The following is a 25407-nucleotide window of genomic DNA, read 5'->3' on the forward strand; positions in this document are numbered from 1 at the left end:
GCCATGCTCGACTTGCGCGCGAAGCGCGGTGATTACGGCGAAGAGCAGTCGAGCATGGCTCGACTCTACAAAAGAGCAGCCTGCACCACCCCGGCGATGTACCTGGCGCTGTCGTACATACGCAGCGCCAGGCGCATCGCCGGTGCAGACGGGCCGATCTCCAACTCCGACCGGCCCTGATCGCGGCCGCACCCCCGCAGGCGCGGGCCGCCATCCACACACGTGCCGCCGTCAGGCGGCTTCGGACACCTTCACTTCGCGGCGGGCGCGGACGGCAGCGGCGAGCCGCTCCAGCACCGTCACGGTGGTGTCCCAATCAATGCAGCCATCGGTGATGCTCTGGCCGTAGACCAGCGGCTGGCCTTCGACCAGCTCCTGACGGCCACCGACCAGATGGCTTTCAACCATCACACCGACGATGCGCTGCTCGCCGTCTTCCAGCTGGGTGGCGATGTCTTCGATCACCTTCGGCTGGTTCTCATGGTTCTTCAGGCTGTTGGCGTGGCTGGCGTCGATCATCAGGCGCGTCGGCAGCTTGGCCTTGGCCAGTGCCTGGCAGGCATCGGCCACGCTGGCCGCATCGTAGTTCGGCTGCTTGCCACCACGCAGGATCACATGGCAATCCGGGTTACCGGTGGTGGAGACGATGGCCGTGCCGCCCTGCTTGGTGACCGACAGGAAGTGATGCGGATTCGAGGCCGCGCCCACGGCATCGGCGGCGATCTTGACGTTGCCGTCCGTGCCGTTCTTGAAGCCGACCGGGCACGACAACCCCGACGCAAGCTCGCGATGCACCTGGCTTTCGGTGGTGCGTGCACCAATCGCGCCCCAGGCCACCAGGTCGGCGATGTACTGCGGCGAGATCACGTCGAGGAACTCGACACCGGCAGGCAGGCCGAGCTTGTTGATGTCGCGCAGCAGGCCACGGGCGATGCGCAGGCCCTTGTCGATCCTGAAGCTGCCATCCAGGTCCGGATCGTTGATCAGGCCCTTCCAGCCCACCGTGGTACGCGGCTTTTCGAAGTACACGCGCATGACGATTTCCAGTTCACCGGCCAGTGCATCGCGCAGCGGCTTCAGGCGCTGTGCGTACTCGATGGCGGCTTTCGGGTCGTGGATCGAGCATGGCCCGACCACCACGGCCAGGCGGTCGTCGCGGCCGTGCAGGATCTGGTGCAGGGCCGCGCGCGAGGCGCTGACGGTGTCGGAAGCTTCGTCATCGCAGGGCAGCATCGCCAGCAGCTGGGCAGGCGGTGTCAGCGGTTCGATGGTGCGGATACGCAGGTCGTCGGTGTGCGGGGGCATGGTGGGGGGTCTCTACGGAACGTTGGGGGTCCGCAGCGTGGCGACATGAAAAAAGCCGCCAGGTTCGCTGGCGGCTTTCGGGAATGCGTCTGAAGCTTTCTTCAGGGTGAGCGCAATCCTTCCTCCGCCGGGGGCTTCGGAAAGTAATACCAATAAAAGCTGGCGTGGGTTGCGTTCATGGGATCTATTGATAACACAGGGTTTTGGCAGGTGCCAACTGTTTCATCCGCAACTGCGGGCGCGGTTCAGCGGACTATCGGCCGCCATGCACTTCCACGTCCAGCAACAGCGTCTCGTGGATGTCGACCCAACGCTCCACTACCCGGTCCAGTTCCTGCCGGGCCTCATCCAGCTGTTCGGGGTTGAGCATGGACCTGGCCGTATACAGATCGGACACCAGCTGCCGCAGGGTGGCTTCCTGGATGGCGACCACCGGCCCTTCCAGGCCGGGTACCTGCAGCGCGGGGCTGCTGCCCAGCGCTCCGTACAACGTCACCTGGACCTTGCTCTGCATGCTCGACTTCCCTGCGGATGGATACGGCCGAGCGCCATCTTTACCCGGAATGGATGACACGCGCATGTGCCACGGCCGTGTCGGAGTGCAGTCCGTTGAGAGGATGGGACGAGGGGGATTCGTTGAAGATCATGAGGTTGCCGGCCAGCGGCCGGCATCAGCGGGAAACGGATGAACGGTGCTGCGTTACAGCGAGCGCAGCGCACGCTTGCGGATGTAGGCGTTGGCGACGCTGTCGCGGGTTGACTGCCACCTCGTGCACACAGTGCGCACCCAATCAGGTTGGCTCTTGCCGGCGTCGTTGAGCCAGTTGCCCACCGAGTCCTGCACGTAGCGCTCGGGATCATCGGCGAGCACTTCCAGCAAGGGCAGCACGTGCTCGGGCTGCTGCTTGAACAAGGCAATATGCGTGGCCCAGACGCCGCGGGGGCGCAGCGCCTCACAGGCGAAGCGCCGCAGATGCAGCGACGGCTGCTGCGCCCAGGGTTGCAGCAGGGCGAGCGCATCCAGTGGCCCGGCGACGATATCGCTGCGCAGCGCCAGCCACGCCCATTCGCGCACACCGAAGTGCGGATCGTCTGCCAGTGGATGCATCGCCTGCAGCTTGTCGGCCAGCGTCGCCTGCGCGTCAGCGCCGATCAGATAGCACGCCCACCCCCGCACGGTGTCGGAGGGATGGGCCTGCCAGTGCTGCACGTCGCCCTGCCCTGCCTCGCGCAGCAGCGCTGCGGCCAGGGCCATGCGCTGGGTGATTCCCTTGCCCGCGGCGGCGCGAATGCGCTGTATCGCGGCCGGTGGCAAGGTCGGTGCCACTGCCTGCAGCAACGCAGCAAAGTCCACCGCCAGGCACTCGGCCAAATGCGTGCTGGCGGCGCTTCCCGCATTTAGTGCCTGCAGGCGTGCGGAGGCGATGGCGGTGCTCATGTGCCTGTTTCCTGGCCTGCGTCGGTGTGTCGCCAGACCTTTTCCAACAGCAGCGACAACTGCGCCTGTTCGCTGGAATCAAGACCGTTGAACAGTCCGCCGATCCATTGCGTGTGCTGGCCGAACAACTCATCTGCCAGGCGCCTGCCGCGTGCCGTCAGCACGATCTGCAGACGGCGGCCATCTTCGGCGTCGCTGTGCCGCTGCAGCAGGCCGTCACGCTGCAGGCCATCGAGCAACCCACTGATGGTGGCGCGGGTGACGCCGGCACGCTCGGCCAGCTCGTGCGGCGGCAAGATGCCGCCGGCGCCGTGCAGCAGGAACAGCACGACGAAGCGGCCTTCGCTGAGGCCGTGCGGTGCGAGGCGCGTGGCGCAGTCACGGTCGATCGCACTGGACAAGGCAAGCAGCTGGAAACACAGGCGCAGCTGGGCCAGGTTTGCGTCGCCACGACGCTCTGCTTCGTTGATGAGGGCAAGGTGTTTGAGTTCCAGCACGCGCATCATCCACTATGATTAGCCGCCTAATCATAATATGAAAATGGATGTAACGCATAGCGCAGGCGCCGTTACGCCGCCACGATCAGCCTCGCCACAAGGCCGCCGTCTTCACGGTCCAGCAACTGCAGTTCACCGCCGTGACGGTGCGCCGCATTGGCGGCGACTGCCAGGCCCAGCCCGGCGCCTCCCGTGTCGCGACTGCGCGAGGTTTCGCTGCGCTGAAATGGCTGCAGCAGGCGCTGCCGGTCTGCCGCTGCGATGCCGGGACCGCGATCCAGTACCTCCAGATGCAGCCTCCGTCCCACCCGTGCAACACGCAGCTCCACTGCACCGGCGTAGCGCGCTGCGTTGTCGATCAGATTGTCCAGCGCCCGCCTCAGCAGCAGCGCATCCGCGTGCCACGACAGCTCGGCAGGCAATGTGGCAATGATGACCACCCCACGCCCGCGCGCCGACTGCACGCAATCGTCCAGCAACGCCACGATATCCAGCGGCTGCAGCACAGGAGGTTCGAGTTCCCCACGCGCGTAGTCCAGAACCTGCTCGATCATGGCGTTCATGCGTTCGATGTCAGCCACCATGCGCGCTGCCTGCGCTGGCGGCGCGCTGTCGGCACGCAGGCGCAGGCCGGTCAGCGGCGTGCGCAGGTCGTGGGCTACGGCGGCCAGCATCCGGGTCACATCGTGGGCCTGACCGCGCAAGCGTTCGCGCGCCGCGTTCATTGCGGCGGCCAGCACCTGCACCTCGTGCGGCCCTTCCACCGGCAGGGGGGCGCTGGCCTGCAGCGACAGATCCGCACTTGCATCGGCCAGCCGTCGCAGCGGACGCGTCAGGCGCAGCGCCAGCCAGGCGGCTGGCGGCGCCAGCAGCACGGCGCCGGCCAGCAGGGCCAGCAGCACCTGCCGGCGCCACTGCAGCAGCTCGCTGTGGTTGGCGCCCACGACGCTCCACCGCCCATCGGGCTGCTGCACTGCCAGTTCAAAGGCGGGCCAGCGCAGGCCCGGCAGCAGCAGCGCCTGTTCCACCGTGGCGCGCTGCTCGGGCCCGGTTTGCAGCAGCTGCCCCTGCTTGATCACCTGCACCTGTACAACGGCCGGGTCGGGCGTGCGCCGCCAGACCGTGCGCACCCGTGCACGCGGCACCTGCAGCTGCGCGGCTGCCACGGCACTCATCCAGTCGTTGTCCACGCCGGCCGGCGCGTTGGCCTGGCTCCAGCGACGCAGGCCCAACGGAGCGGCCGCACGACCGCCCATGACCTGCACGGCGTCAAGCAGACTCATCTGTGGTGCAGCCGGGCTGGGCACCGCCCAGACCACGGCAAAGCTGACCAACTGCGCCACCAGCAGGGTGGCCAGGATCAGCAGTGCCACCCAGGTCGCGGTCCGCCAGGGACGCTTCATCGGCGGCTGACCGAGGCGGAGAACCGGTAACCTTGGCCGCGCAGCGTCTGCACCAGTGCTTCGCCGCCAGGCGCGACCTGCGCAAGCTTGCGCCGCAGGCGGCTGATACCCAGATCGACGGCGCGGTCGAACGACTCGCTGGCATCGCCCCGGGTAAACAGCAGCAACTGCTCGCGGCTGAGCACGCGACCGGCGCGCTCGGCCAGCGCGCACAACAGTGCGAACTCGCCGCTGGTGAGGGTGACGTCGGCCCCGGCGGGCGTCAGCAGGCGATGGTGTTCCAGCTGCAACTGCCAGCCATCGAAGTGCAGCACCGCGGCCTGCGCGCTGTCGGCCTGCTTCTGCACCCGCCGCAGCAGTGCGCGCACCCGTGCCAGCAGTTCACGCGGGTCAAAGGGCTTGGCCAGGTAGTCATCGGCACCCACTTCCAGGCCGATCACGCGGTCGGGCGTGCTTGCCATCGCACTGAGCATCAGGATGGGGGTGCCACTCGATTGCAGGCGACGGCATACCGACAGTCCATCTTCGCCTGGCATCATCCAGTCCAGCACGATCAGGTCGGTGCCCCGCTGGGCAAGCAGTTCGTCCAGTGCGGCCGCGTGCGCCGCCACCCGTACGTGGTAGCCATGCGCGCGCAGGCAATCGGCAATCGCTTCGCGGATGCTGAGGTCATCGTCGACCACCACGATGTCGGTTGCTGCAGTCATGCGGCGATTATGGCGCGCGTTTGTATCAGGACTGTATCTGCCGAAGCCGGAGCGGACATCTGCCGGATACGCGGGTGGGCTGCAATGGCCTCCCCAATGGAGACCTGCACGATGCGAATCCGTACCCTGCTGGCGCTTGCCTGCATGACCACGCCACCGCTGATGGCCGCCCCGGCTGCCCCGCAAACCCATGTACTGCCAATGTGGATGCAGGGCGGGCACCCCGCCGTGGCGGTGCAGTTGGGCGACAGCGTCGAACCGCTACACTTCGTCATCGACAGCGCCGCTGGCGCCACCATAGTGGATGAGGCGACAGCCCGCCGCCGTGGGCTGGAAGATGCGGCCAGTGCCGAGACACGCGTGGAAGGCGCTACCGACCGCAGCACGGTACTGCGGCGCACCCGTAACGCGAGCTGGCACCTGGGCACCTTCGCCTTTGACGCTGCGATGCTGCAGACCGATCTGAGCAGGCTTGCCGGCAGGACTGGCCGCCGCATCGACGGCATTCTCGGCAACGATGTCACCAGCCGCTTCGACACCACCTATGACATCGCCGCGCAGCAGGTGCTGCTGCAGCCGGCCGGATCGCTGGTGCACGATGACGCATGCCTGCGCAATGCCCTGCCCGTGCGCGATGCCAGCATGCAGCGCTTCGGCTTCGTGCAGATGCAGGTGCCCGGTACCGACGTCGAGGTCATTGCGGTTGTCGACACCGGCGCGGCACAGACGGTGCTCAATGCAGCCGCCGCTGCAGCACTCGGTTTTCGCACCGACGGCAGCGACGCGCGAGTGACGGTCCGCGCCAAAGGTACGCAGGGCCTCGGCGAACGGGTGGTGGAAACCTGGCTGGCGCCCTTGCCGGGACTGCGCATGGGCAGCTGGGAACACCCGACGCAGGAAGTGCGCATCAGTGAACTGCCGGTGTTTGCCTCGCTGGGACTGAAAGAACGCCCCGCGTTGATTCTGGGCGCTGATGCCATGACAGATACCCGCGTGCAGATCGGCAGCGGCGCCGAGTGGATCTGCCTGCGTCGCAGTGAAAAGCCGCAGCTGCAGGACACTCCGGCAGCTGCCCGGTAGTTGCGCAGCGAACACCGATCATCGCCCACAAAAAACCCCGCCTTGCGGCGGGGTTTTTCATTGCAGCAGGGAAGCGTGCCGACCTGGGTCGGCCGCTGCCGGTGCAGCGGGACTTAGAAGTCCATGCCGCCCATGCCACCCATGCCGCCCATGCCACCAGCGCCGCCCATGGCCGGCTCGTCCTTCTTCGGAGCGTCGGCAACCATGGCTTCGGTGGTGATCATCAGGCCAGCGATCGAGGCTGCGTTCTGCAGCGCCGAACGGGTCACCTTGGTCGGGTCCAGGATGCCGAACTGCAGCATGTCACCGAACTCGCCGGTGGCGGCGTTGTAGCCGAAGCTGCCGGTGCCTTCCTTGACCTTGTTGACGATGACCGACGGCTCTTCGCCGGCGTTGGCGACGATTTCGCGCAGCGGGGCTTCCATCGCGCGCAGGGCGATCTGGATGCCGTGGTTCTGGTCTTCGTTGGCACCCTTCAGGCCAGCCAGCGCGGAGACCGCACGGACCAGGGCAACGCCGCCGCCCGGAACCACGCCTTCTTCAACGGCTGCACGGGTAGCGTGCAGGGCGTCGTCGACGCGATCCTTCTTTTCCTTCATTTCGATTTCGGTCGAAGCGCCGACCTTGATCACTGCAACGCCACCGGCCAGCTTGGCCACGCGCTCCTGCAGCTTCTCGCGGTCGTAGTCCGAGGAGGTGTCTTCGATCTGGGTCTTGATCTGCGCAACGCGCGAATCGACCGCAGCCTTGTCACCCACGCCATCGATGATGGTGGTGTTTTCCTTGGAAACCTGCACCTTCTTGGCGCGGCCCAGGTCCTTGATGGTGGCCTTTTCCAGCGACAGGCCGACTTCCTCGGAGATCACGGTGCCGCCGGTCAGCACGGCCATGTCTTCCAGCATAGCCTTGCGACGGTCGCCGAAGCCCGGCGCCTTGACGGCCACGACCTTGACGATGCCGCGGATGGTGTTGACCACCAGGGTCGCCAGCGCTTCGCCTTCGACTTCCTCGGCAACGATCAGCAGCGGCTTGCCGGCCTTGGCGACGCCTTCCAGCACCGGCAGCAGGTCACGGACGTTGGAGATCTTCTTGTCGTGCAGCAGGATGTACGGGTCATCCAGGTCAGCGGTCTGCGACTGCTGGTTGTTGATGAAGTACGGGGACAGGTAGCCGCGGTCGAACTGCATGCCCTTGACCACGTCCAGCTCGTTGTCCAGGCCCGAGCCTTCTTCAACGGTGATCACGCCTTCCTTGCCGACTTCCTTCATCGCGTTGGCGATGATCTGGCCGATCGACTCGTCCGAGTTGGCCGAGATCGTGCCGACCTGGGCAATGGCCTTGTCGTCAGCGGTCGGCTTGGAGATGTTCTTCAGCTCGGCGACGGCAGCCACGACGGCCTTGTCGATACCGCGCTTGAGGTCCATCGGGTTCATGCCGGCAGCAACGGCTTTGGCGCCTTCGCGGATCAGGGCCTGGGCCAGCACGGTGGCGGTGGTGGTGCCGTCGCCGGCGTCGTCGTTGGTACGCGAGGCGACTTCCTTCACCATCTGCGCGCCCATGTTCTCGAACTTGTCAGCCAGTTCGATTTCCTTGGCGACGGACACGCCGTCCTTGGTGATGGTCGGGGCGCCGAAGCTCTTCTCGAGCACGACGTTGCGGCCCTTCGGGCCCAGGGTGGCCTTGACGGCATTGGCGAGAACGTTGACGCCGCGCACCATGCGCGAACGGGCGTCTTCACCGAAACGAATATCCTTGGCAGCCATTGCGTTTACCTCATTGGTAGCGCCGGGCCATGCCCGGCGGCTGGGTGTTGGAATCAGGGGATGAAGCAGGTCGCGCCGACGCTCAGCCGATGACGGCGAGCACGTCGTCTTCGCGCAGGACCTTGTACTCGACGCCTTCGCTCTTGTACGAGCTGCCGGCGTACTGGCCGTAGATGACCTTGTCACCGACCTTCAGCGACGGAGCGCGCACGTTGCCGTTGTCCAGCGGCTTGCCCGGGCCCACGGCCACGACTTCACCCTTGGTGGACTTTTCCTTGGCGGAGTCCGGGATCAGGATGCCACCGGCGGAAACTTCGTCGGCTTCGATCGGCTTGACCACAACGCGGTCGTGCAGCGGCTTGATGCTCATGTGGGACCTCTTAAGTTATTGATTGGTCTGAAAAAGTCCGGCGATGTTAGCACTCGCACCAGGCGACTGCCAGCAACGCGCGTGAAAAAGCCCGACAGGTCGGGAGCACGACAGAGATGGAGACCTCCGGAGGCCTTTCAAGGCCCGCCGCCGAAATTTTTCTGCGGAGACCCGGCGGCGCTCCATTCCTGCGCGGACGCCTTTATAGGGATGCGACGCGGCAAGCCAAGGGGGAAATCGCGGGCATTTGGTGACCGCCGTCTCACTGTCAGATATCTGGCGTTCATTTACGACAAAGTGTCACCAGATCGGCTTTAGGGTGGCCCGGCATTCCCAATCACAAGGAGTAGTCGATGCGATTGCTGTCCCCGCTCGCCGCCGCCTGCCTGCTGGCACTGGCTGCCGCGCCGGCCCAGGCCGAGGTCTTCATCAACGAACTGCACTACGACGACAGCACCGCTGCCGGTGACGTCGGCGAAGCCATCGAGGTGGTCGCCACCGCCGGCGAGGACCTGTCCGGCTACCGCCTGTACCTCTACAACGGCAGCAATCCGTCGGCCGCCACGGTCTACGCCAACAACGCGGTACCGGCGGGAACCTCCGCCAGCTGCGGCAGCGCCAGCCTGGCCGTGGTCACCTACCCCACCAACGGCCTGCAGAACGGCCCCAACGACGGCATCGCCCTGGTCGACGCCAGCGGCAAGGTGGTCCAGTTCCTCAGCTACGAGGGCGCGATCACCGCCTCCGGTGGCCCCGCCGCCGGCATGACCAGCCAGAACATTCCGGTTGCCGAAACCAACAGCACCGCGGCGGGCACCTCGCTGCAGCTGACCGGCAGCGGCAGCCAGTACGCGCACTTCACCTGGGCCGAATCGGCCAAGCAGACCTTCGGCAGCTGCAACAACAACCAGACGTTCAGCGGCGGTGGCACCCCAGGCCCGAACACGCCGCCGTCGGTGTCCACCACCACGCCGGCACAGGGCAGCAGCACCTTCCCTGCCGCCGCCGACCTGGAAGTGGTGTTCAGCGAGACGGTCAACCTCGCCAGCGGCGCCTTCGCACTGACCTGCGGCACCTCCGGCAGCGTACCGCTGACCTGGCCGGCCAGCGGCAGGAGCGTGAAGCTGTCGACCAACACCGCGCTGGTCGCCGGTGAGGCCTGCCGCTTCGACATCCGTGCCGCACGCATCACCGACGCGCAGGGTGCGCGCCCCGCGACCGACAGCCGCATTGCCTTCACCGTGGCCACCACCACCGGCAACCCGGACCCGGGCAATCCCGGCGGGCCGGCGGGCTATTACTCGAAGGTCAACACCAGCAGCCCCAGCCAGCTGCGCTGCTCGCTGCACGCCACCATCAAGGGCCACACCGCGTATCCGTACAGCGGCTCGGGCACCAGCACCTGGACCATCCTGGAGATCGCCGACGAAGATCCGAACAACGCCGGCAAGATCCTCGATGCCTACCGCAACCGCAGCTACACCAAGGTGACCGACCGTGCCGGCAGTGGCAGTGGCCTGAAGTACAACCGCGAGCACACCTGGCCCAATTCGCTTGGCTTTGCCAGCACCACCGGCGACAAGGGCCTGCCGTACGCGCCCTACACCGACACCCACATGCTGTACCTGACCGACGCGCAGTGGAACGCCGACCGCGGCAACAAGCCGTTCGGCAAGTGCGACGCCAACTGCGGCGAGCGTGCCACCGAAGCCAACAACGGCCAGGGCGGCGGCAGCGGCGGCTACCCGGGCAATTCGAACTGGGTACGCACGCCGGATGGCAACGCTGGCACCTTCGAAGTGTGGGGTGCGCGCAAGGGCGACATGGCGCGCGCGGTGATGTACATGGCCATCCGCTATGAAGGGGGCAAGGATGCAGCCACCGGCCAGTCCGAACCGGACCTGGAACTGACCGACGACCGCAGCAAGATCGTCAAGACCAGCAGCTCGCCGGCCTACATGGGCCTGCTGTCGACCCTGATCGACTGGCATCTTGCTGATCCGCCGAGCGCTGCAGAACGTGCCCGCAATGACGTGATCTACAGCTTCCAGGGCAACCGCAACCCGTTCATCGACCACCCCGAGTGGGCCACCCCGGCCCTGTTCACCTCGGCCAAGCCGGCCACCTGCCAGCTGGCCAACTGACCGCGCAACGCTGCGGTCCACTGCCGTCGCCGGGCCCTGCCCCGGCGACGGCCCTATACTCGACGGTCATGCCGACCGTCGATCCCGTCCTGCTGCTGTTGACCACCTGCCCGGACCGGGCCAGTGCCGAGCGCATCGCGCACGCGCTGGTCGCCGAGCACCTGGCTGCCTGCGTCACCCGCCTGGACGGCGCACAGTCGACGTACCGCTGGCAGGGCGAGGTCACCACCGACGCCGAACTGCAGCTGCTGGTGAAGACCACCACAAGCCGTGTCGATGAAGCCATCGCCCGGATCGTCGAACTGCATCCGTATGAACTCCCGGAGTGCATCGCGGTCGAAACCCGGGCCGGCCTGCCGGCGTATCTGGACTGGATCCGGGCACAGACCCGGGAGGACACTGATTGAAGACTCTGTTTGCGCGTGGCGCCGCCGTGTGCGCCCTGTTGTGGCTTTCATTGCCGGCCTTCGCGCTGGATGAAAAAGATCTGCTGCCGGTGGACCAGGCGTTCGCGCTGACCGCCAGCGCGCCCGAACGTGGCCAGATCCAACTGCAGTTCAAGATCGCCCCCGGCTATTACCTGTATCGCCACCGCACCACGGTGAAGGCCGATCCGGCTTTCAATGCCGCTGCGCTGCAGATGCCCGCAGGCAAGAAGCACCACGACGATTTCTTCGGTGAGGTGGAGACCTACCGCGAGCGCCTGCAGGCCACACTGCCCGGCGCGCCCACCGATGCCGCCGGCACCATCAGCCTGGAAGTGCGTTACCAGGGCTGCGCCGATGCCGGTGTCTGCTACCCGCCGCAGAAGCGCGTGGTGCAGGTGACCCTGCCCGGCGCAGGCGGTGCGGCTGCTGCGCTGCCAACCGCGCGTGCCACCGGCGCCAGTGCGTTCAACAACCCGCTGGCCGGCGCCGGCAGCAGCGGTGGCCTGCGTCTGCCGGGCACCAGCAACAGCCAGGCACTGCCGCTGCCGTCGGAACAGGCGTTCGGCTTCGATGCCATCGCCAGCGATGGCAACACGCTGCTGCTGCGCTTCAGCCCGGCACCGGGCTATTACCTCTATCGCGATCGCACCTCGCTGAAGCTGGAAGGCAGCACCGGGGTACTGGCCGACAAGCCGCGTTGGCCGCAGGCGCAGTCGCACCGCGACGAGCACTTCGGTGATGTGGCGGTCTATTTCAACCAGGTGGAAGTGCCGGTGCCGCTGCGCCGCAGCCGCGCCGAGGCCGTCGACAGCACGCTGGTGGTGACCTTCCAGGGCTGCCAGACCGATGGCATCTGCTACCCGCCGATGACCCGCCGGGTGAAGTTGTCGATCCCCGCCGGCAAGGCCAACTCCACCAGTGATGCACCTGCCGCACGCGACGAAGTGATCCGCTCGCTGCCGGCTTCGGCCGCTGCCAGCACCCGCGAGGGTGCCAACGGCACGCCGCTGCGCCTGCTGCCGACCGTGCCCAACGACGCACCGGCCAACACCGGTGCTGCCGACGCCAGCAGCGGCGCGCGCGATGCATTCGCTGCCGACGCGCAGCAGGACAATGCATTGCGTACCAAGGCCCCCAGCCGCGTACCGAAAACCGACAGCTCGCTGCTGTGGGTACTGCTGCTGGCGCTGGGCGGAGGCCTGGTGCTGAACCTGATGCCCTGCGTGCTGCCGATCCTCTCGTTGAAGGTGCTGAGCCTGGCGCAGAGCGGCGAAAGCCCCGAGCGCGCCCGCAGCCATGCCATGTGGTACACGCTGGGCGTGCTGGTTGCCTTCGCGGTGATCGGCGCGCTGATGGTCGGCCTGCGCATGCTCGGCAACGCGGTCGGCATCGGTTTCCAGCTGCAGCACCCCGGGGTGGTCGCGGCGCTGGCCTACATCATGTTCGCAGTGGGCCTTAGCCTGTCGGGCGTGTTCACCATGGGCGGCGGCATCGGCAACTTCGGCCAGTCGCTGGCGCGACGCAGTGGCCCGGCCGGCGACTTCTTCACCGGCGTGCTGGCCTGCGTGGTCGGCAGTGCCTGCGTGGGTCCGTTCTTCGGCCCTGCGGTGGCCTATGCCTTCGTTGCGCCGCCGGTGGCGGCGATGCTGGTGTTCCTGTTCCTCGGCCTGGGCCTGGCCCTGCCGTTCCTGCTGATCGGCTTCGTGCCGGCGCTGGCCCGTCGCCTGCCCAAGCCGGGCCAGTGGATGGAAACCCTGAAGCACGTGCTGGCCTTCCCGATGTACGCCGCTGCGTTGTGGCTGCTGTGGGTGCTGGGCAAGCAGCGCGGTGTGGACGGCATGGCGCTGGCGCTGGGTGGCCTGCTGCTGCTCACCGGTGGCCTGTGGCTGTTCGAGCGCAGCCGCTGGCGCAGCCAGCGCGCGGCCGGGCTGCTGGGCGTGCTGTTGGTGATCGCGGCGCTGGTGCCGGTGTGGGGCGTGACCCAGCTGGCACCGCCGGCACGCGCCGCTCAGGCGAGCAGCGAGAACGTGGTGGAGTATTCGCCGCAGATGCTGGACCGCCTGCGCGCCGACAACCGCGTGGTGTTCGTCAACATGACCGCCGACTGGTGCGTGAGCTGCAAGGCCAACGAACGCGCGGTGCTGTCGCGGCCGGAGTTCAAGGAACTGCTCAAGCGCACCAACGCGGTGTACATGCGCGGCGACTACACCAATGTGGACCCGCAGATCACCGCCTTCCTGGATGAGCACAAGGCCGTGGGCGTGCCGCTGTACGTGGTGTACGGCCCGGGCGCGCCGCCGACGGTGCTGCCCACCCTGCTGACCCAGGCGCTGGTGGAAGAAGCGCTGCTGCGCACCGCACGATGAAGTGGCAACGGCCAGCACTGCTGTGGACAGCGGTGCTGGCTGCCGGGCTTGGCCTGTGGGCCGGCAATCGGCTGGCGCCGGCGCCAGCGGCGCAAACCCCAGCGCCTGTTGCCGCGTTACCGCCAGCGCTGCCGATGCTGCGCCCCGGTGATCCGCTGCCGGCGCTGGTCCTGCCCGATGCTGAAGGTCACGCGCAGGATATCCGCGAACGGTTCAAGGGCCGGCCATTGCTGGTCAATGTGTGGGCCAGCTGGTGCGGCCCGTGCGTGGAAGAAATGCCCGAGCTGGCCCGCTTTGCCGAGGGTCAGGGCGCGCGCGGCGTACAGGTGCTGGGCCTGGCGCTGGATACGCCGGACGGCGTGCGCGATTTCCTGCAGCGGGTACCGGTGAACTATCCCATCGTGCTGGATACCCCGGGCCCACGCGATGCCAGCGTGCAGTTGGGTAATGCGCAGGGGCTGCTGCCCTACAGCGTGCTGTTCGATGCGCAGGGACGGATGGTGAAGGCCAAGCTCGGCCCGTTCGCGCACGGCGAGATCGAAGGCTGGGCGAAGTAAGGTCGGCAGGGCTGCGCCCTGCACCTGCAGAGGCCGAAGCAACAGCAACAGCAACAGCGGGCATTCCGTGGGATGGCGGGGCGGTGTCGGATTGCGGGGACGCCGTAAACCCATCCCTGGGGGCTTGGCCGCGGCATCCATGCCGCGGACACCCCGCAATCCGACACCGCCCCGCCTTCGACAGTTTCCCGGTAGCCAGTAGATCCACGCCATGCGTGGATGAATCTCTGTCAGATATCGACATCACTCTGGGGTCAGATCCGTTTTCCTACGGAAAACGGATCTGACCCCATGCCATTCCGGTGTCGACCAAGGTCGACACCCACCAAGACCAGGCCATGCCATTCCGACAGATCGCGGAAATCTGTCGAAGGCGGGATGGGTCCGGTTGCGGGGGTGTCCGCGGCATGGATGCCGCGGCCAAGCCCCCATGGATGGGTTCACGGCGTCCCCCGCAACCGGCCCCACCCCGCCTACCCTCAGGAAACCAGCTTCGGCTGTTGCTGTTGCTGTTGCTGTTGCTGTTGCTGTTGCAGTGGCCCCGGCCTCTGCAGGTGCAGGGCGCAGCCCTGCCGGCAACCCCTCCTTGACCGCAGCGGCCCGGGACCCGGAGAATTACGAGATTAATTCTCATTTGCTGTTGCGCAGGATGCGGGCGGCAGCCTCGACGGCCCTCGATCCCGATGTTCAAGAACATCCTGTTCCAACTGCACTGGCTGCTGGGCATCAGCGCGGGTGCCATCCTGGCCGTGATGGGCCTGAGCGGCGCCGTCCTGTCGTTCGAGGATGAGCTGCTGCGCGCAGCAAATCCTGGCTTCGCCGCCATCGCCGAACACCATGCCGACAACCAGCAACCGCTCGCCTTGAGTGAACTGGTGCCGTTGCTGCAGGCGGGCAGCGAGCGGCCGCTGCAGCGGCTGCGGGTGGATGCCAGCGGCCAGCGACCGTCTGTCGCGCGCTTTGCCGGTGGCAAGGACCACTGGGTGTATTTCGACCCCTACAGCGGCGAGCGCTTCAGTGCGCTGCGCGGGCAGGCTTTCTTCGATTTCGTCGAGGACCTGCACCGCCATATGGTTGCCGGCGAGCGCGGCTCGTGGATCACCGGCAGCTGTGCGATCGCGCTGCTGTTCTTCACCCTGTCCGGGTTGTACCTGCGCTGGCCGCGTCGCTGGTGGCACTTGCGCAGCTGGTTGGCGGTGGAGTGGGCGCGCACGGGCCGCGGCTTCCTGTGGAGCCTGCATTCGGTGATCGGCACCTGGGTACTTCTGATCTACCTGATGAGCGCGCTCACCGGTTTGTGGTGGTCGTTCGACTGGTACCGCAACGGGCTGACCCAGCTGCTGGGTGTCGCGCCCCCCGCCAAGCACAAACCCGCCACGGATCTTCCCCTGGATCTGCACAATGTCGAGGCCACGCTGTATGCGCTGCCCGGTGTGCGCCAGGGCTACATCGACCTGCGCCTGCCGGAGAAGCCCGGTCAAGCGCTCAACGTGAGGGTGATGTCGGCTGACCCCGCTCAACGCGGTGGCCACCACGATCGCGCGCACGACCTGCTGCAGCTCGACCCGGCCACCGGCGCGGTTCTCGACGCGCGCCCGTACGCACGCCAGGGTGCCGGCGGCCAGCTCACCACCAGCATGTTCGCCCTGCACTCGGGCAGCTTCTTCGGCATGCCAGGACGCATCGTGGTGATGCTCAGCAGCCTGGGCATGTGCCTGTTCTTCATTACCGGCTGGCTGTTGTACCTGGACCGCCGCCGCGGCCAGCGCGCAGCGCGCGCGCTGCGGCAGACCGTTCCGGCAGCGGTACTCCACGCCGGGGGCTCACCGTGGCTGGTGGTGCATGCCAGCCAGAGCGGCCTGGCCGAACAGTTGGCCTGGCGAGCGGCGGCACAGCTGCAGGCGGCCGGCCACGGGGTACAGGTACTGCCGCTTGCGCGCGTGACTGCCACGCGGCTGCAGGCCACCACACAGGCGCTGTTCGTGCTCAGCACCTTCGGTGATGGCGAGCCACCGGACAACGCACGGCGCAGCGCGCGCCAACTGCTGGCACAGGTGCCGGACCTTTCCCGCCTCCGCTACGGCATGCTCGCGCTGGGTGACCACCAGTACGAACGGTTCTGCGGATTCGGCATGCAGATGGACGACTGGCTGACCCGCGCGGGTGCACAGCCGTTGTTCGCGCGAATCGATGTCGATGCAGCTTCGGTGACGGCGCTGCGCCAGTGGCAGCTGCAGCTGACCGGGCTGACCGGCATCGACACCGATGACAGCGTGCTGCCAGCGGCCACGGTGATGCACGACTGGCGCCTGCTCGGCCGCACCCTGCTCAACCCCGGCAGCGTCGGTGGCCAGATCTGGAAGATCCGCCTGGCACCGCCGGCCGATGTCGATTGGCGGGCTGGCGACATCCTGCATATCGCGCCACGCCACGACGCGCTGCATGTGCGCGCGGTGCTGCAGGCGCATGGCCTGGATCCCCTGCAGACGGTACTGATCGACGGTGCTGCGAAAACGATGTTGGAACTGGCCAGCGAACGCGTGCTGCCCCATGCCGGCAGTGCAGTGCGAGTACAGGATGCAGGCCTGTGGTTGTCAGGCCTGCCAACACTGCCCGGGCGTGAATACTCCATCGCCTCATGCGCCACCGATGGCGAGGTGGAACTGGTGGTGCGGCTGGTTCACGACGCAGCCGGCCGCGCCGGCCTGGGCTCGGGCTGGTTGGCGCTGCATGCGCCATTGGAAGGTGCGGTTGCGGCCCGCGTGCATCACAACCCTGGCTTCCATCGGCAACCAGGTGCACCAATGGTGCTGATCGGCAACGGCACGGGCATCGCCGGCCTGCGTAGCCTGCTGCGCGAAGCGGCGCATCACGGTGAGCATGGTCATTGGCTGCTGTTTGGCGAGCGTCAGCGCGCGCACGACTTCCTGTTTGCCGAGGAAATCATCCGATGGCAGGCTGACGCGCACCTGCTGCGGTTGGATCAGGCGTACTCGCGTGATGTCGACGATGGCAGCTACGTGCAGCACCGCCTGCGTGCTGCGGTGGATGAACTGCACGCGTGGCTGGCACGCGGTGCAGTGATCCATGTGTGTGGATCGCTGCACGGCATGGCCGAAGGCGTGGACCAGGTGCTGCGCGAGGCACTGGGCGATGACGCGGTGGAAACCCTGCTTGAGAACGGTCGTTATCGGCGCGACGTGTATTGAGTCCGTTCGCCGGGCATGGCCCGGCGCTACCCGTCATGGGTTTCTACGCTAGCACCGGGCCATGCCCGGCGAAGGCGATCAGGCCATCACGCCGCCGCACGCGCGCGCCGCTCGGGCTGCAGGCGGAACGCGCCCACCGCTTCGGCCAGGGCCTGCACCTGGGCCTGCATCTGCGCGGTGGATGCGCTGGCCTCTTCCACCAGGCTCGCATTGCGCTGCGTGCTGGCTTCCATCTGCACGATGGTCTGATTCACCTGGGCGATGCCCGCATGCTGTTCGTGCGATGCACTGCGGATGCCCGCCAGCAGCCCGGCCAACAGCTGCACACTGCTGACGATCTCGTCCATCGTGGTACCCGCCTGCTCGGCCTGGGTACTGCCCTGGCCAACCCGCGTCATCGAATCCTCGATCAGCCCCTTGATCTGCTTGGCCGCATCCGCACTGCGCTGGGCCAGCAGGCGCACTTCGGCCGCCACCACCGCGAAGCTGCGGCCCTGCTCGCCTGCACGCGCGGCCTCCACGGCCGCGTTGAGGGCCAGGATATTGGTCTGGAACGCGATGCCATCGATCAGCTGGATGATGTCGCCGATGCGCCGCGACGCCGCACTGATGCCCTGCATGGTCGCCACCACCTGGCCGACCGCAGTGCCGCCGCGCTCGGCAACCTTGGCCGCATCACGCACCAGTCCATCGGCTCGCTCCGTCGCGTCGGCATTGTGGCCGACGGTGCCGGTCAGTTCATGCATGGATGCCGCAGTTTCCTCCAGATTGGCCGCCTGCTGCTCGGTGCGCTGGGAAAGATCGTGATGGCCGGCAACGATCTCGCCGACACCTGCATCCAGGCGTACCGTGGCCTGCTGGATACGGGTGACGATGTGGCCCAGCTGCGCGACGGTGGCGTTGGCATCATCCCGCATGCGCGCGAACACGCCCTGCAGATCGCCTTCCATGCGCACGCTCAGGTCGCCGCGTGCCAGCGCGGCCAGCAGCGCCTGCAGGTCGCCCAGATTGGTCTCGAAAGTGGACAGCAGGCGATTGATGCTGGTCGACAGCGTGCGCACGAACCCCTGTTTGCCGTCCAGCGCGATGCGCCCCTGCAGCTCGCCATGCGCCGCCGCATCGACCAGTGCCGCCACTTCGGTTTCCAGCAGCGTTTCCAGCGCGCGGCTGCGCCATTCCACCGCGACACCAAGGAAGTGGTCGTCCTCGACGATGGCGTTGGCGATCAACTGGTAGCGGGTACCGGCGTGGCCGAGCTCACGCTCTTCGCGCCGACGGACACCGATCAGTCCCGCCAGCGCCGGATGCAGGCGGACCGCGTCGCTGCCAAGCAACGTCTCTGCGGAAAGATCCAGCAGCTGCAACAGCGCGGGGTTGGCATAGGCCACCTGCCCTTCCGCATCAACCACCATCAGGCCGGTCTGGGCGCTGTCCAGCGCCTGCCGCACGCGCGTGTTGCCGCGCGCCACCGCGCGTTCGGTCTCGGTCCGCGCACGCAGGCGTTGCTGCATGTCGATCAGACGCTGCGCGAGCTGGCCGATCTCATCATTGGCGTTGTGCACGCGCAGCGTGGTGTCGAGCCGATCATCCGCGATATCGCCTGCAAAGCGCAGGGTGTCCTGGATCGGCCGACGCACCGCGCGCACCACCAGCACCAGGCTGGTGATCAGCACACCGGCCACCAGCAGCAGGGTAGCCACGAACAGCACGCTGGCCATCCTTGCGCCCGATCGCTGGCGCAGTTGCGCCTGTTCCAGTGCCGCAACCTGGGCCTTCTGGAACGCGGCCAATGCCGGGCCCACGGCTGCCGCGGTCTCGAGCAGCGACTGCGCCTCCACGTCCAGGCCGACGCGGGCGGCGGTATAGCCCAGCAACGCGGCCTGGTAGGCCTCCATGCCGTTGCGCACGTGCTCCTGCACCTCGGCTGGCAAGCCGGCCAATGCCAGATCGAAGGGCAGCTTCTCTTCGCTGGCACGATCGGCGTGGGTGGAATCGCCGTCGAGCAGCAGCAACGCTTCCTGGCGTCGCATCCGCTGCACATGCAGGGACAGCGCTGGGCGCTCCAGCGCATCCACCTGCGCCTGCAGTGCGTCGGCCGCCTGCTGCAGCTGCGCGGCCAGGCCGGCGTCGCCGCGGCCCATCTCATCCACCCGCTCGAACAATGCGGCGATGCCCTGTGAGAAGGCATCGACCGCCTCGGCCATCGCCTGCAGCACCTTGCGCCGGCCTGCATCCATCGGCATGCCACGCAAGGCCTGCAGGTCCTGCTTCAACATCTGCTGCGTGGCCAGCAACTGGCTGCGGTCCGCATCATCGAAACTGCGCGCATACTGGGTCTGCAGGCGTCGGGCCTCGGCCACCCGTGCTGCCAGCGAAGCAACGCGGTCACTGCCGTGCTGGTAGCTGGCCTGGTCACGCGCCGCCTGCGTACTTGCGTGGCTGGTCCAGGCGTGGACAGCGGCGATGGCCACCAGCCCCAGGCTGCAGACCAGCAGGGTCGCCTTGAGCTTGTCGGCGACGCTGAGCCGATGGGGCTGCAACCAGCGCAGCAGGCCAGGGAAACGGGAGCGCAACCCGACAACGCGGCTACGCAGGGACCGAAGGTGGGGAACGACGGCCGACATGACAGACTCCAGGCGGAAGGACGCACCTGTATCGACCGGTTCTGGCGGAACTTTAGCGCCGGGCCGATTCCTGCCGCGCGCAGTGGCCAGTCGTCGCTGTTGTACCGGCCGCAGGCGACCGGGGGATGACACTGGCGCGGCACGCTTGACCTCAACCCCGGTTGCGGTAGCACAGTGGAGCCCCCCGCCCGTGGTGCCTGCCATGTCCGTTGACGTCCCCCGCTATCTGCAGCGCCTGCAGCTGGATGCCCCGCCACCGCTCACCCTGGCCGGGCTGACCCTGCTGCAGCAGCGCCACAACGCCCTGCTGCCGTTCGAGACCCTGACCAGCCTGCTGCGCGACGCGGTCGCCATTGACCTGGACAGCGTCCAGCACAAGCTGCTGTACGCGCAGCGCGGTGGGTACTGCTTCGAGCTCAATGGTGCATTCCTGGCCCTGCTGCAGGCCCTGGGCTTCGATGCGCAGCCGCTGAGCGCGCGGGTGCTGCTGTCGGCTGCCGATGGCGAGCTGACCGCGCGCACGCACCTGCTGCTGCGCGTGCATCTGCAGGAAGAGGACTGGCTGGTCGACACCGGCTTCGGCAGCCTGACCCCGACCGTGCCACTGCGCCTGCATGAGACCGCAGCACAGGACACGCCGCATGAGCGTTATCGCGTGCAGCAGCTGGACGACGGTGACTTCATGCTCGCCGCCGAAGCGGCGGATGACTGGCGGCCGCTGTACCGCTTCGACCTGCAGCCACCGGCGCCGATCGATAACGAGGTGGGCAACTGGTACGTGTGTACGCATCCGCAGTCGAGCTTCCCCGGCCAACTGCGTGCATCACTGACCGGGCCGGATTGGCGGCGCACCATCGGCAGCGGCAACTACACCGAATATCGCCCGGGGCAGGCACCGGTCAAGCGCCCGCTGCGCGATGTGCAGGACGTGCGCGAGGTGCTGCAGCACGGCTTCGGCATGCGCCTTCCAGACGATCAGCGATTGGATCCGGCCATCGCCGACTGGCTGCAGCGGTCACGGGCCACGTCCGTGTAGAGCCAGGCGATGTAAGACCGCTGACCTCAGGGCTATGGTGTGACGAGCGCCTGCAAGGCGATCCGGTTGCCCTCGCTGTCGCGGATCTCGGCCACCCGCCAGTCACCTGCCACGTCCGGGCCAAAGCACAGCACAGCGCCGGCCTGCAGGGCACGCTGCAGGCTGTCATCCAGATCGTCCACGCCCAGATAGATGCGCGGGCCCTGCTCCGACGGCCGGTAGTCAGCACCGTGCACCAGCGCCATGCTCGCGCCCGCGCCCCTATCGTTGAACGGCAGGTACGCCATCCGGCAGTCATGCACGTTGATCGGCGTAGCGATGTCCACCTGCAGCCATTGCCGGTAGAACGCCATGGCACGGTCCAGGTCGGCAACGGGAACTTCAACGTGCAGGATGGGATTCATGGTGATCAGGCTGGGCGTGCAGGCGGATGAAACACAGGATCGCAGCTCTGCACACCACACGATACGGCCACAGCTGGCATGCTGGAACGCCCCGCCGTACCGGAGTCCACCATGTCCCTGGCCGATCACCGTCATGCGTTGGCCCCGCTCGGCTACCTGCGTGTTGCCATCAACCTCGGCAACCCGGTGCTGGCCCAGGGCGACGCCGATGCACCACGCGGGCCATCGGTGGAACTGGCCACCGCGCTGGCACAGCGGCTGGGTGTGCAGCCCCGCTTCAGTTGCCACGACTCGGCCGCATCGGTGGTGGCAGCGGCGAGCGACGATGCGTGGGACCTGGCCTTCCTGGCAGTGGACCCGGCGCGCGCCGACCGCATTGCCTTCAGCACGCCCTATGTGGAGATCGAAGGCACCTATCTGGTGCGCGATGACAGTTCGGCACGACGGGTGGCAGACCTTGATCGCAGCGGGCTGCGCGTCGCGGTGGGGCGCGGCGCCGCCTACGATCTGTTCCTCAGCCGCGAGCTGCGTCAGGCAACGATTGAACGTGCCGACACCTCGGCCGCCGCCATCACCCTGTTCGACCAGCAGCGGCTGGATGCAGCGGCCGGCGTACGCCAACCCCTGCAGGCCTGGGCACAGGCACACCCCGGCCATCGCGTGCTGGCAGATCGTTTCACCGTCATCCAGCAGGCAGTCGCAGCGCCCGTTGCACGGCCCACGGCAGCGTTGCAGGCACTGTTCACGGAAGTGCAGGCGATCAAGGCCGGGCCGCTGCTGGGCGAGGCCTTCGCACGCGCCGGGCAGGCGGTCACGCTGCTGCGCTGACGCGCACGCCACAGCATCGCGCCTGCGCGACGGGCGCTACCCCGCGTCTGCGGCCTGCATGTGCCGCACGTGCTCGGCGGCCTGCGCGTGCAGCCACTCGCGGAAGGCCAGGAAACCACGGTGCCGCACCGAGCGCTGCGGGTACACCAGCCAATGCGGCCATGCGGTTTTCAGGCGCAGGTCCGACAACGCAACCAACTGGCCGGAATCCAGCAGCAGCCGCGCCCGGGTAACCCTTCCCAACGCAACACCAACGCCGTCCAGTGCAGCGCGATGGTGGGCCTCGGAATCATCCAGCACCGCCACGAACCGCGCGGGCGGGCGCTGCCCGATCAGCGCGAACCATGCGCCCCACGCACCGTCTGGGTCTCCCAATAGCGGCCACTGCGCCAACGGTAGGTGGCCGATGCCGCCCATGCGCTCGATCAGTGCCGGGCTGGCCATCGGCAGCAGCCATTCGTCGAACAACGGTTCCACCACCAGTCCCGGCCATTGTCCGCTGCCCAGCCGCAGCGCCGCATCGAACTGCAGTTGCCGGTCGAAGTCGATCAGTCGTTCGCTCGATTGCAGATTGATTTCGATCTGTGGATGCGCCGCCACGAAATTGCCCAGCCGTGGCACCAGCCATGCGCTGGCCATCGACGGCACGGCACTGATGGTGAGCACATGCTCGGGTCGTGCAGCGTAGGGCTGGAAGGCTTCGTTGATCGCATCCAGATGGGGCCCGACCTGATCCAGCAGGCGCTGTCCTTCCAAGGTCAAGGCCACACCGCGTGCCTGCCGGATCAGCAGCGGCTGGCCCAGGCGTTCCTCGAGCTGTCGCATCTGATGGCTGAGCGCACTGACCGTCAGGTTCATCGATGCGGCGGCGCGGGACAGTTTGCCCAGGCGTGCGGCGGCGACAAAGCCCTGCAGGGCATGTAGCGGTGGGCGGGACATAAGCCTTGAATTCCTCTCAAGTCGACCTTGCGGAAATGTCGCTTTTTGCGCCCCCATGCTGCCCGTATCGTGCATTCCACTCAAGTGGAGGCACGATCATGAACATCTTCAGCGGTCTGTTGTTCCTGCAGGGTCACGTGACCAACGTTGCCTTGGCCCAGCGCCTGGCCGAACCGGTTCCCGCAGCGCACGATGCGCGCCGGGCATTGCGGCCGGCCAACGTCCCGGCCACCTCGGGAAGTGTCACCACCCGCGCTGCAGGTGCTCCGGCAACCACGGCTCGGGATCGATAGCGAGCGCACGATACGCATCGAGGGCTTCGCGCAGTGCGACCACACCGACCGGCGTGCGCAGGCTTTCCTCTTCCGGCGCCTGCGCTGCGGCCCAGTCATGCAGCCGGTCCAGACGCTGGACCATCGCCGCCCGCAGCCACAGCCGCAGCGGATAGGTGTGATAGCCCTGTTGTGCCAGCGCACGTACCGCCTCGGCCAATGCGGCATTGGCCCCGCGCACCCATTCGGTGCGCCCACCAGCCTTGTCCTGCACCGTCATCGGCGCCGGCGCGCGATGCAGCTTGAAGGGCCGGCGCAGCTGCAGTTCCAGGTCACGCGCATCCCGCTCTGATTCCGCCTCGACCAGCGCACCCGCTTCCAGATCGAAGAACTCGAACCAGCGCCGATGCAGCGCACTGATCCGGCCCAGCGGATCGCGCGAGAAACCAATCTTCGCGTAGTCCTCCCAAGCACAGGGAAAGACGTAGGCGAAGACGCGGCCGTCGATGCGGATGTCTGGCTCCATGACCACAGGATCGCGTGGCGCGTATTCGCAGGATGTGCAGGCAATGCCCACGGCATGCGCACTTCCGGCTACGCTTGCGCGACCATGTCTTCATCGCACGCCCCTCGCCCGCCCGCGTCATCGATCACGATCGATGCCCTCTCCCTCGAGATCCTCCAGCAGCAGCACGCGGAGCTGCGACGACCGCCGGCCTCGCTGACCAAGCTGATGACGGCCTACACCGCGTACGACCTGCTCGCGCAGTCGGGCGGTTCGTGGTCGAACACGATCGCCATCGATCCGCGCGACGTACACGAGGTGGCCGACGATGAAACGCGGATGGGCCTGGTGCCCGGCGAACGCATCGCCCTCGGCAGACTGCTGGAGGGCCTGATGGTGGTTTCCGGCAACGATGCCGCGCTCGCCCTGGCCCGTCACTTGGCCGGATCGCAGGCGGCGTTCGCGCAGCACATGAACAACCACGCGCGGGCGCTGGGCCTGCACGATACACACTTCATCTCCGCGTCCGGCATCACCACCCCGGGCCATCTGTCGACCGCACGCGACATGGCGATGCTGGCCGCCCACCTGCTGGCGCGCTACCCGGGTCTGCTGGCGATCACCGCACAGCGCAGCTTCGCGCACCGCACGCTGCACAAGGCGAACCAGAACGCCCTGCTCGGCGAAAACGGTGTGGATGGCTTGAAGACCGGTTACACCCAGGCTGCGGGATTCTGCCTGGCGGCCACCGCCCGTCGCAGGTGCGCTGGGCACGCCTTGCCACTGCGCCTGATCAACGTAGTGCTGGGCGCTGATTCCCGTGCGTCGCGCGATGAGCAGGTACGTGCGCAGCTTGATGCGGGCTTTGCCATCGCCGAGAGGGCCGAGGCCCATCCCTTGTGACGGGCAGACCGGGCAGACCGGGCAGACACCAGATGCAATGCGCTCTATAGTCCAGCGCCCGAAGGAGTACCCCATCGATGGATCGACGTCTCTTGTGCTGCATGCTTGCGCTGTTCTGCACGTTCGCCGCCGCACTCACCCATGCCGGCGAACTCAGCCCTGCCGAGACCGACGCGCTGCAGCAGGATGTGCGATCGCTGCTGTCCACGTTCGCCCGCAGCGATACCGATGCCATGATCGAGCGCACGCATCCCAGCGTGAAGCGGTTTGCCGGCGGCGATGCGGCGTATGTGAAGGCCACGCGCGAAACGATGAAGGCGCTCGACGACATGGGTCTGAAGGTCATCAGCGATGATGTCGGTGAACCGACCCGCACCTATGCTGCCGGCGACGAAGAAGTCTGCTTCGTGCCACGGACCACGGTGCTCTCCGTCGACGCGCAGACCGTGAGAAGCCTCACCTTCATGATCGCCATCCGGCAGGTGGGCGGTACGCAATGGCGCTACATCGATGGTGCCGCGATGCAGGCGATGCCCGAGCTGCTGCGACAGCTGTTGCCGGATCTGCAAACCGACGTGCCCCTGCCACCGGTCAGCGTCGAGCGACTCCAGGTCGCTCCGCGCACATGA

At 67.2% G+C, this 25407-nt stretch carries 23 protein-coding genes; 11 read left to right on the forward strand and 12 right to left on the reverse strand.

The annotated features are described in order from the left end of the window. The first annotated feature begins 3 nt into the window (after window positions 1-3). Window positions 4-180, forward strand: coding sequence for a hypothetical protein (locus tag MRBLST15_RS20315; protein WP_312705919.1), 177 nt, complete (start codon window positions 4-6; stop codon window positions 178-180). 51 nt (window positions 181-231) lie between these two features. Here MRBLST15_RS20315 and MRBLST15_RS20320 read toward each other — a convergent pair whose 3' ends face one another. The 6 genes from MRBLST15_RS20320 to MRBLST15_RS20345 all read right to left on the reverse strand — a co-directional run bounded on the left by MRBLST15_RS20320 (window position 232) and on the right by MRBLST15_RS20345 (window position 5350). Then, window positions 232-1305: a 3-deoxy-7-phosphoheptulonate synthase gene (locus MRBLST15_RS20320; protein WP_367787650.1), complete on the reverse strand. Its 1074-nt coding sequence runs from the start codon at window positions 1303-1305 to the stop codon at window positions 232-234. A 253-nt stretch (window positions 1306-1558) separates the two neighbouring features. Further along, window positions 1559-1819, reverse strand: a complete 261-nt coding sequence (locus MRBLST15_RS20325; RefSeq protein WP_367787653.1) for a hypothetical protein — start codon at window positions 1817-1819, stop codon at window positions 1559-1561. Window positions 1820-2005: 186 nt separating this feature from the next. Further along, on the reverse strand, window positions 2006-2743 hold the full coding sequence (locus MRBLST15_RS20330) for a DNA alkylation repair protein (protein WP_265952623.1): 738 nt from the start codon (window positions 2741-2743) through the stop codon (window positions 2006-2008). After that, window positions 2740-3240 carry a MarR family winged helix-turn-helix transcriptional regulator gene (locus MRBLST15_RS20335; RefSeq protein ID WP_265952622.1) on the reverse strand — a complete coding sequence of 167 codons (501 nt, stop codon included), beginning with the start codon at window positions 3238-3240 and terminating at the stop codon, window positions 2740-2742. Before MRBLST15_RS20335 ends, MRBLST15_RS20330 begins: the two co-directional genes overlap by 4 nt. Window positions 3241-3311: 71 nt before the next feature. Then, on the reverse strand, window positions 3312-4607 hold the full coding sequence (locus MRBLST15_RS20340; protein WP_265952635.1) for a sensor histidine kinase: 1296 nt from the start codon (window positions 4605-4607) through the stop codon (window positions 3312-3314). 32 nt (window positions 4608-4639) lie between these two features. Beyond that, window positions 4640-5350: a response regulator gene (locus MRBLST15_RS20345; RefSeq protein WP_099820499.1), complete on the reverse strand. Its 711-nt coding sequence runs from the start codon at window positions 5348-5350 to the stop codon at window positions 4640-4642. Window positions 5351-5461: 111 nt separating this feature from the next. On the opposite strand from MRBLST15_RS20345, the gene MRBLST15_RS20350 reads away from it, so the two are divergent. Further along, window positions 5462-6430, forward strand: coding sequence for an aspartyl protease family protein (locus MRBLST15_RS20350; protein WP_265952620.1), 969 nt, complete (start codon window positions 5462-5464; stop codon window positions 6428-6430). 113 nt (window positions 6431-6543) lie between these two features. On the opposite strand, the gene groL is transcribed toward MRBLST15_RS20350, so the two are convergent. Both groL and MRBLST15_RS20360 read right to left on the reverse strand, forming a co-directional pair. Beyond that, the gene (groL, locus tag MRBLST15_RS20355) at window positions 6544-8193 is read right to left on the reverse strand and encodes a chaperonin GroEL (protein ID WP_025878650.1); all 1650 of its coding nucleotides are present in this window, start codon (window positions 8191-8193) and stop codon (window positions 6544-6546) included. Window positions 8194-8275: 82 nt separating this feature from the next. Then, window positions 8276-8563 carry a co-chaperone GroES gene (locus tag MRBLST15_RS20360; protein WP_025878649.1) on the reverse strand — a complete coding sequence of 96 codons (288 nt, stop codon included), beginning with the start codon at window positions 8561-8563 and terminating at the stop codon, window positions 8276-8278. Window positions 8564-8916: 353 nt separating this feature from the next. On the opposite strand from MRBLST15_RS20360, the gene MRBLST15_RS20365 reads away from it, so the two are divergent. The 5 genes from MRBLST15_RS20365 (at window position 8917) to MRBLST15_RS20385 (ending at window position 17267) form a co-directional block, all read left to right on the forward strand. Then, on the forward strand, window positions 8917-10707 hold the full coding sequence (locus MRBLST15_RS20365) for an endonuclease (protein WP_312706042.1): 1791 nt from the start codon (window positions 8917-8919) through the stop codon (window positions 10705-10707). Window positions 10708-10775: 68 nt separating this feature from the next. After that, window positions 10776-11114, forward strand: coding sequence for a divalent-cation tolerance protein CutA (cutA, locus tag MRBLST15_RS20370; protein WP_312706041.1), 339 nt, complete (start codon window positions 10776-10778; stop codon window positions 11112-11114). Further along, a complete protein-coding gene (locus MRBLST15_RS20375; protein WP_367787660.1) occupies window positions 11111-13501 on the forward strand; it encodes a protein-disulfide reductase DsbD family protein in 2391 nt (796 codons plus the stop codon). Before cutA ends, MRBLST15_RS20375 begins: the two co-directional genes overlap by 4 nt. After that, window positions 13498-14058 carry a TlpA family protein disulfide reductase gene (locus MRBLST15_RS20380; protein WP_367787663.1) on the forward strand — a complete coding sequence of 187 codons (561 nt, stop codon included), beginning with the start codon at window positions 13498-13500 and terminating at the stop codon, window positions 14056-14058. The genes MRBLST15_RS20375 and MRBLST15_RS20380 overlap by 4 nt, the downstream gene beginning before the upstream one ends. A 683-nt stretch (window positions 14059-14741) precedes the next feature. Next, complete coding sequence (locus MRBLST15_RS20385; protein WP_367787666.1) at window positions 14742-17267, forward strand: PepSY domain-containing protein; 2526 nt, start codon at window positions 14742-14744, stop codon at window positions 17265-17267. A gap of 86 nt (window positions 17268-17353) precedes the next feature. Here the strand turns inward: MRBLST15_RS20385 and MRBLST15_RS20390 are convergent, their stop codons facing one another. Continuing rightward, complete coding sequence (locus MRBLST15_RS20390) at window positions 17354-19891, reverse strand: methyl-accepting chemotaxis protein (protein WP_367787670.1); 2538 nt, start codon at window positions 19889-19891, stop codon at window positions 17354-17356. A gap of 202 nt (window positions 19892-20093) precedes the next feature. Between MRBLST15_RS20390 and MRBLST15_RS20395 the strand changes: the two genes are divergently transcribed. Beyond that, complete coding sequence (locus tag MRBLST15_RS20395) at window positions 20094-20927, forward strand: arylamine N-acetyltransferase family protein (protein WP_367787672.1); 834 nt, start codon at window positions 20094-20096, stop codon at window positions 20925-20927. Between the two features lie 32 nt (window positions 20928-20959). On the opposite strand, the gene MRBLST15_RS20400 is transcribed toward MRBLST15_RS20395, so the two are convergent. Beyond that, on the reverse strand, window positions 20960-21331 hold the full coding sequence (locus tag MRBLST15_RS20400) for a VOC family protein (protein WP_312705195.1): 372 nt from the start codon (window positions 21329-21331) through the stop codon (window positions 20960-20962). A gap of 111 nt (window positions 21332-21442) precedes the next feature. Here MRBLST15_RS20400 and MRBLST15_RS20405 point away from each other — a divergent pair, with 111 nt between their 5' ends. After that, complete coding sequence (locus MRBLST15_RS20405; RefSeq protein ID WP_367787675.1) at window positions 21443-22159, forward strand: transporter substrate-binding domain-containing protein; 717 nt, start codon at window positions 21443-21445, stop codon at window positions 22157-22159. Window positions 22160-22195: 36 nt separating this feature from the next. Here the strand turns inward: MRBLST15_RS20405 and MRBLST15_RS20410 are convergent, their stop codons facing one another. Both MRBLST15_RS20410 and MRBLST15_RS20415 read right to left on the reverse strand, forming a co-directional pair. Then, on the reverse strand, window positions 22196-23098 hold the full coding sequence (locus tag MRBLST15_RS20410; protein ID WP_367787678.1) for a LysR substrate-binding domain-containing protein: 903 nt from the start codon (window positions 23096-23098) through the stop codon (window positions 22196-22198). A 243-nt stretch (window positions 23099-23341) separates the two neighbouring features. After that, the gene (locus MRBLST15_RS20415) at window positions 23342-23896 is read right to left on the reverse strand and encodes a GIY-YIG nuclease family protein (protein WP_367787681.1); all 555 of its coding nucleotides are present in this window, start codon (window positions 23894-23896) and stop codon (window positions 23342-23344) included. Window positions 23897-23980: 84 nt separating this feature from the next. Here MRBLST15_RS20415 and MRBLST15_RS20420 point away from each other — a divergent pair, with 84 nt between their 5' ends. Beyond that, window positions 23981-24778: a D-alanyl-D-alanine carboxypeptidase family protein gene (locus MRBLST15_RS20420; protein ID WP_367787684.1), complete on the forward strand. Its 798-nt coding sequence runs from the start codon at window positions 23981-23983 to the stop codon at window positions 24776-24778. A 77-nt stretch (window positions 24779-24855) separates the two neighbouring features. Beyond that, a complete protein-coding gene (locus MRBLST15_RS20425) occupies window positions 24856-25407 on the forward strand; it encodes a hypothetical protein (protein ID WP_367787687.1) in 552 nt (183 codons plus the stop codon).

Source organism: Stenotrophomonas sp. LST15-1-1.1 (assembly GCF_040815575.1).
Classification (GTDB): Bacteria; Pseudomonadota; Gammaproteobacteria; order Xanthomonadales; family Xanthomonadaceae; genus Stenotrophomonas; species Stenotrophomonas lactitubi_B.

Excerpts from the sequence above, each read along its gene's own strand:
- MRBLST15_RS20330 (WP_265952623.1), bottom strand. The coding sequence starts at position 2,743 with ATGAGCACCGCCATCGCCTCCGCACGCCTGCAGGCACTAAATGCGGGA.
- MRBLST15_RS20385 (WP_367787666.1), top strand. The coding sequence starts at position 14,742 with ATGTTCAAGAACATCCTGTTCCAACTGCACTGGCTGCTGGGCATCAGC.
- cutA (WP_312706041.1), top strand. The coding sequence starts at position 10,776 with ATGCCGACCGTCGATCCCGTCCTGCTGCTGTTGACCACCTGCCCGGAC.
- MRBLST15_RS20410 (WP_367787678.1), bottom strand. The coding sequence starts at position 23,098 with ATGTCCCGCCCACCGCTACATGCCCTGCAGGGCTTTGTCGCCGCCGCA.
- MRBLST15_RS20425 (WP_367787687.1), top strand. The coding sequence starts at position 24,856 with ATGGATCGACGTCTCTTGTGCTGCATGCTTGCGCTGTTCTGCACGTTC.
- MRBLST15_RS20400 (WP_312705195.1), bottom strand. The coding sequence starts at position 21,331 with ATGAATCCCATCCTGCACGTTGAAGTTCCCGTTGCCGACCTGGACCGT.
- MRBLST15_RS20415 (WP_367787681.1), bottom strand. The coding sequence starts at position 23,896 with ATGGAGCCAGACATCCGCATCGACGGCCGCGTCTTCGCCTACGTCTTT.
- MRBLST15_RS20315 (WP_312705919.1), top strand. The coding sequence starts at position 4 with ATGCTCGACTTGCGCGCGAAGCGCGGTGATTACGGCGAAGAGCAGTCG.
- MRBLST15_RS20320 (WP_367787650.1), bottom strand. The coding sequence starts at position 1,305 with ATGCCCCCGCACACCGACGACCTGCGTATCCGCACCATCGAACCGCTG.
- MRBLST15_RS20365 (WP_312706042.1), top strand. The coding sequence starts at position 8,917 with ATGCGATTGCTGTCCCCGCTCGCCGCCGCCTGCCTGCTGGCACTGGCT.
- groL (WP_025878650.1), bottom strand. The coding sequence starts at position 8,193 with ATGGCTGCCAAGGATATTCGTTTCGGTGAAGACGCCCGTTCGCGCATG.
- MRBLST15_RS20350 (WP_265952620.1), top strand. The coding sequence starts at position 5,462 with ATGCGAATCCGTACCCTGCTGGCGCTTGCCTGCATGACCACGCCACCG.
- MRBLST15_RS20360 (WP_025878649.1), bottom strand. The coding sequence starts at position 8,563 with ATGAGCATCAAGCCGCTGCACGACCGCGTTGTGGTCAAGCCGATCGAA.
- MRBLST15_RS20395 (WP_367787672.1), top strand. The coding sequence starts at position 20,094 with ATGTCCGTTGACGTCCCCCGCTATCTGCAGCGCCTGCAGCTGGATGCC.
- MRBLST15_RS20420 (WP_367787684.1), top strand. The coding sequence starts at position 23,981 with ATGTCTTCATCGCACGCCCCTCGCCCGCCCGCGTCATCGATCACGATC.
- MRBLST15_RS20405 (WP_367787675.1), top strand. The coding sequence starts at position 21,443 with ATGTCCCTGGCCGATCACCGTCATGCGTTGGCCCCGCTCGGCTACCTG.
- MRBLST15_RS20345 (WP_099820499.1), bottom strand. The coding sequence starts at position 5,350 with ATGACTGCAGCAACCGACATCGTGGTGGTCGACGATGACCTCAGCATC.
- MRBLST15_RS20325 (WP_367787653.1), bottom strand. The coding sequence starts at position 1,819 with ATGCAGAGCAAGGTCCAGGTGACGTTGTACGGAGCGCTGGGCAGCAGC.
- MRBLST15_RS20380 (WP_367787663.1), top strand. The coding sequence starts at position 13,498 with ATGAAGTGGCAACGGCCAGCACTGCTGTGGACAGCGGTGCTGGCTGCC.
- MRBLST15_RS20390 (WP_367787670.1), bottom strand. The coding sequence starts at position 19,891 with ATGTCGGCCGTCGTTCCCCACCTTCGGTCCCTGCGTAGCCGCGTTGTC.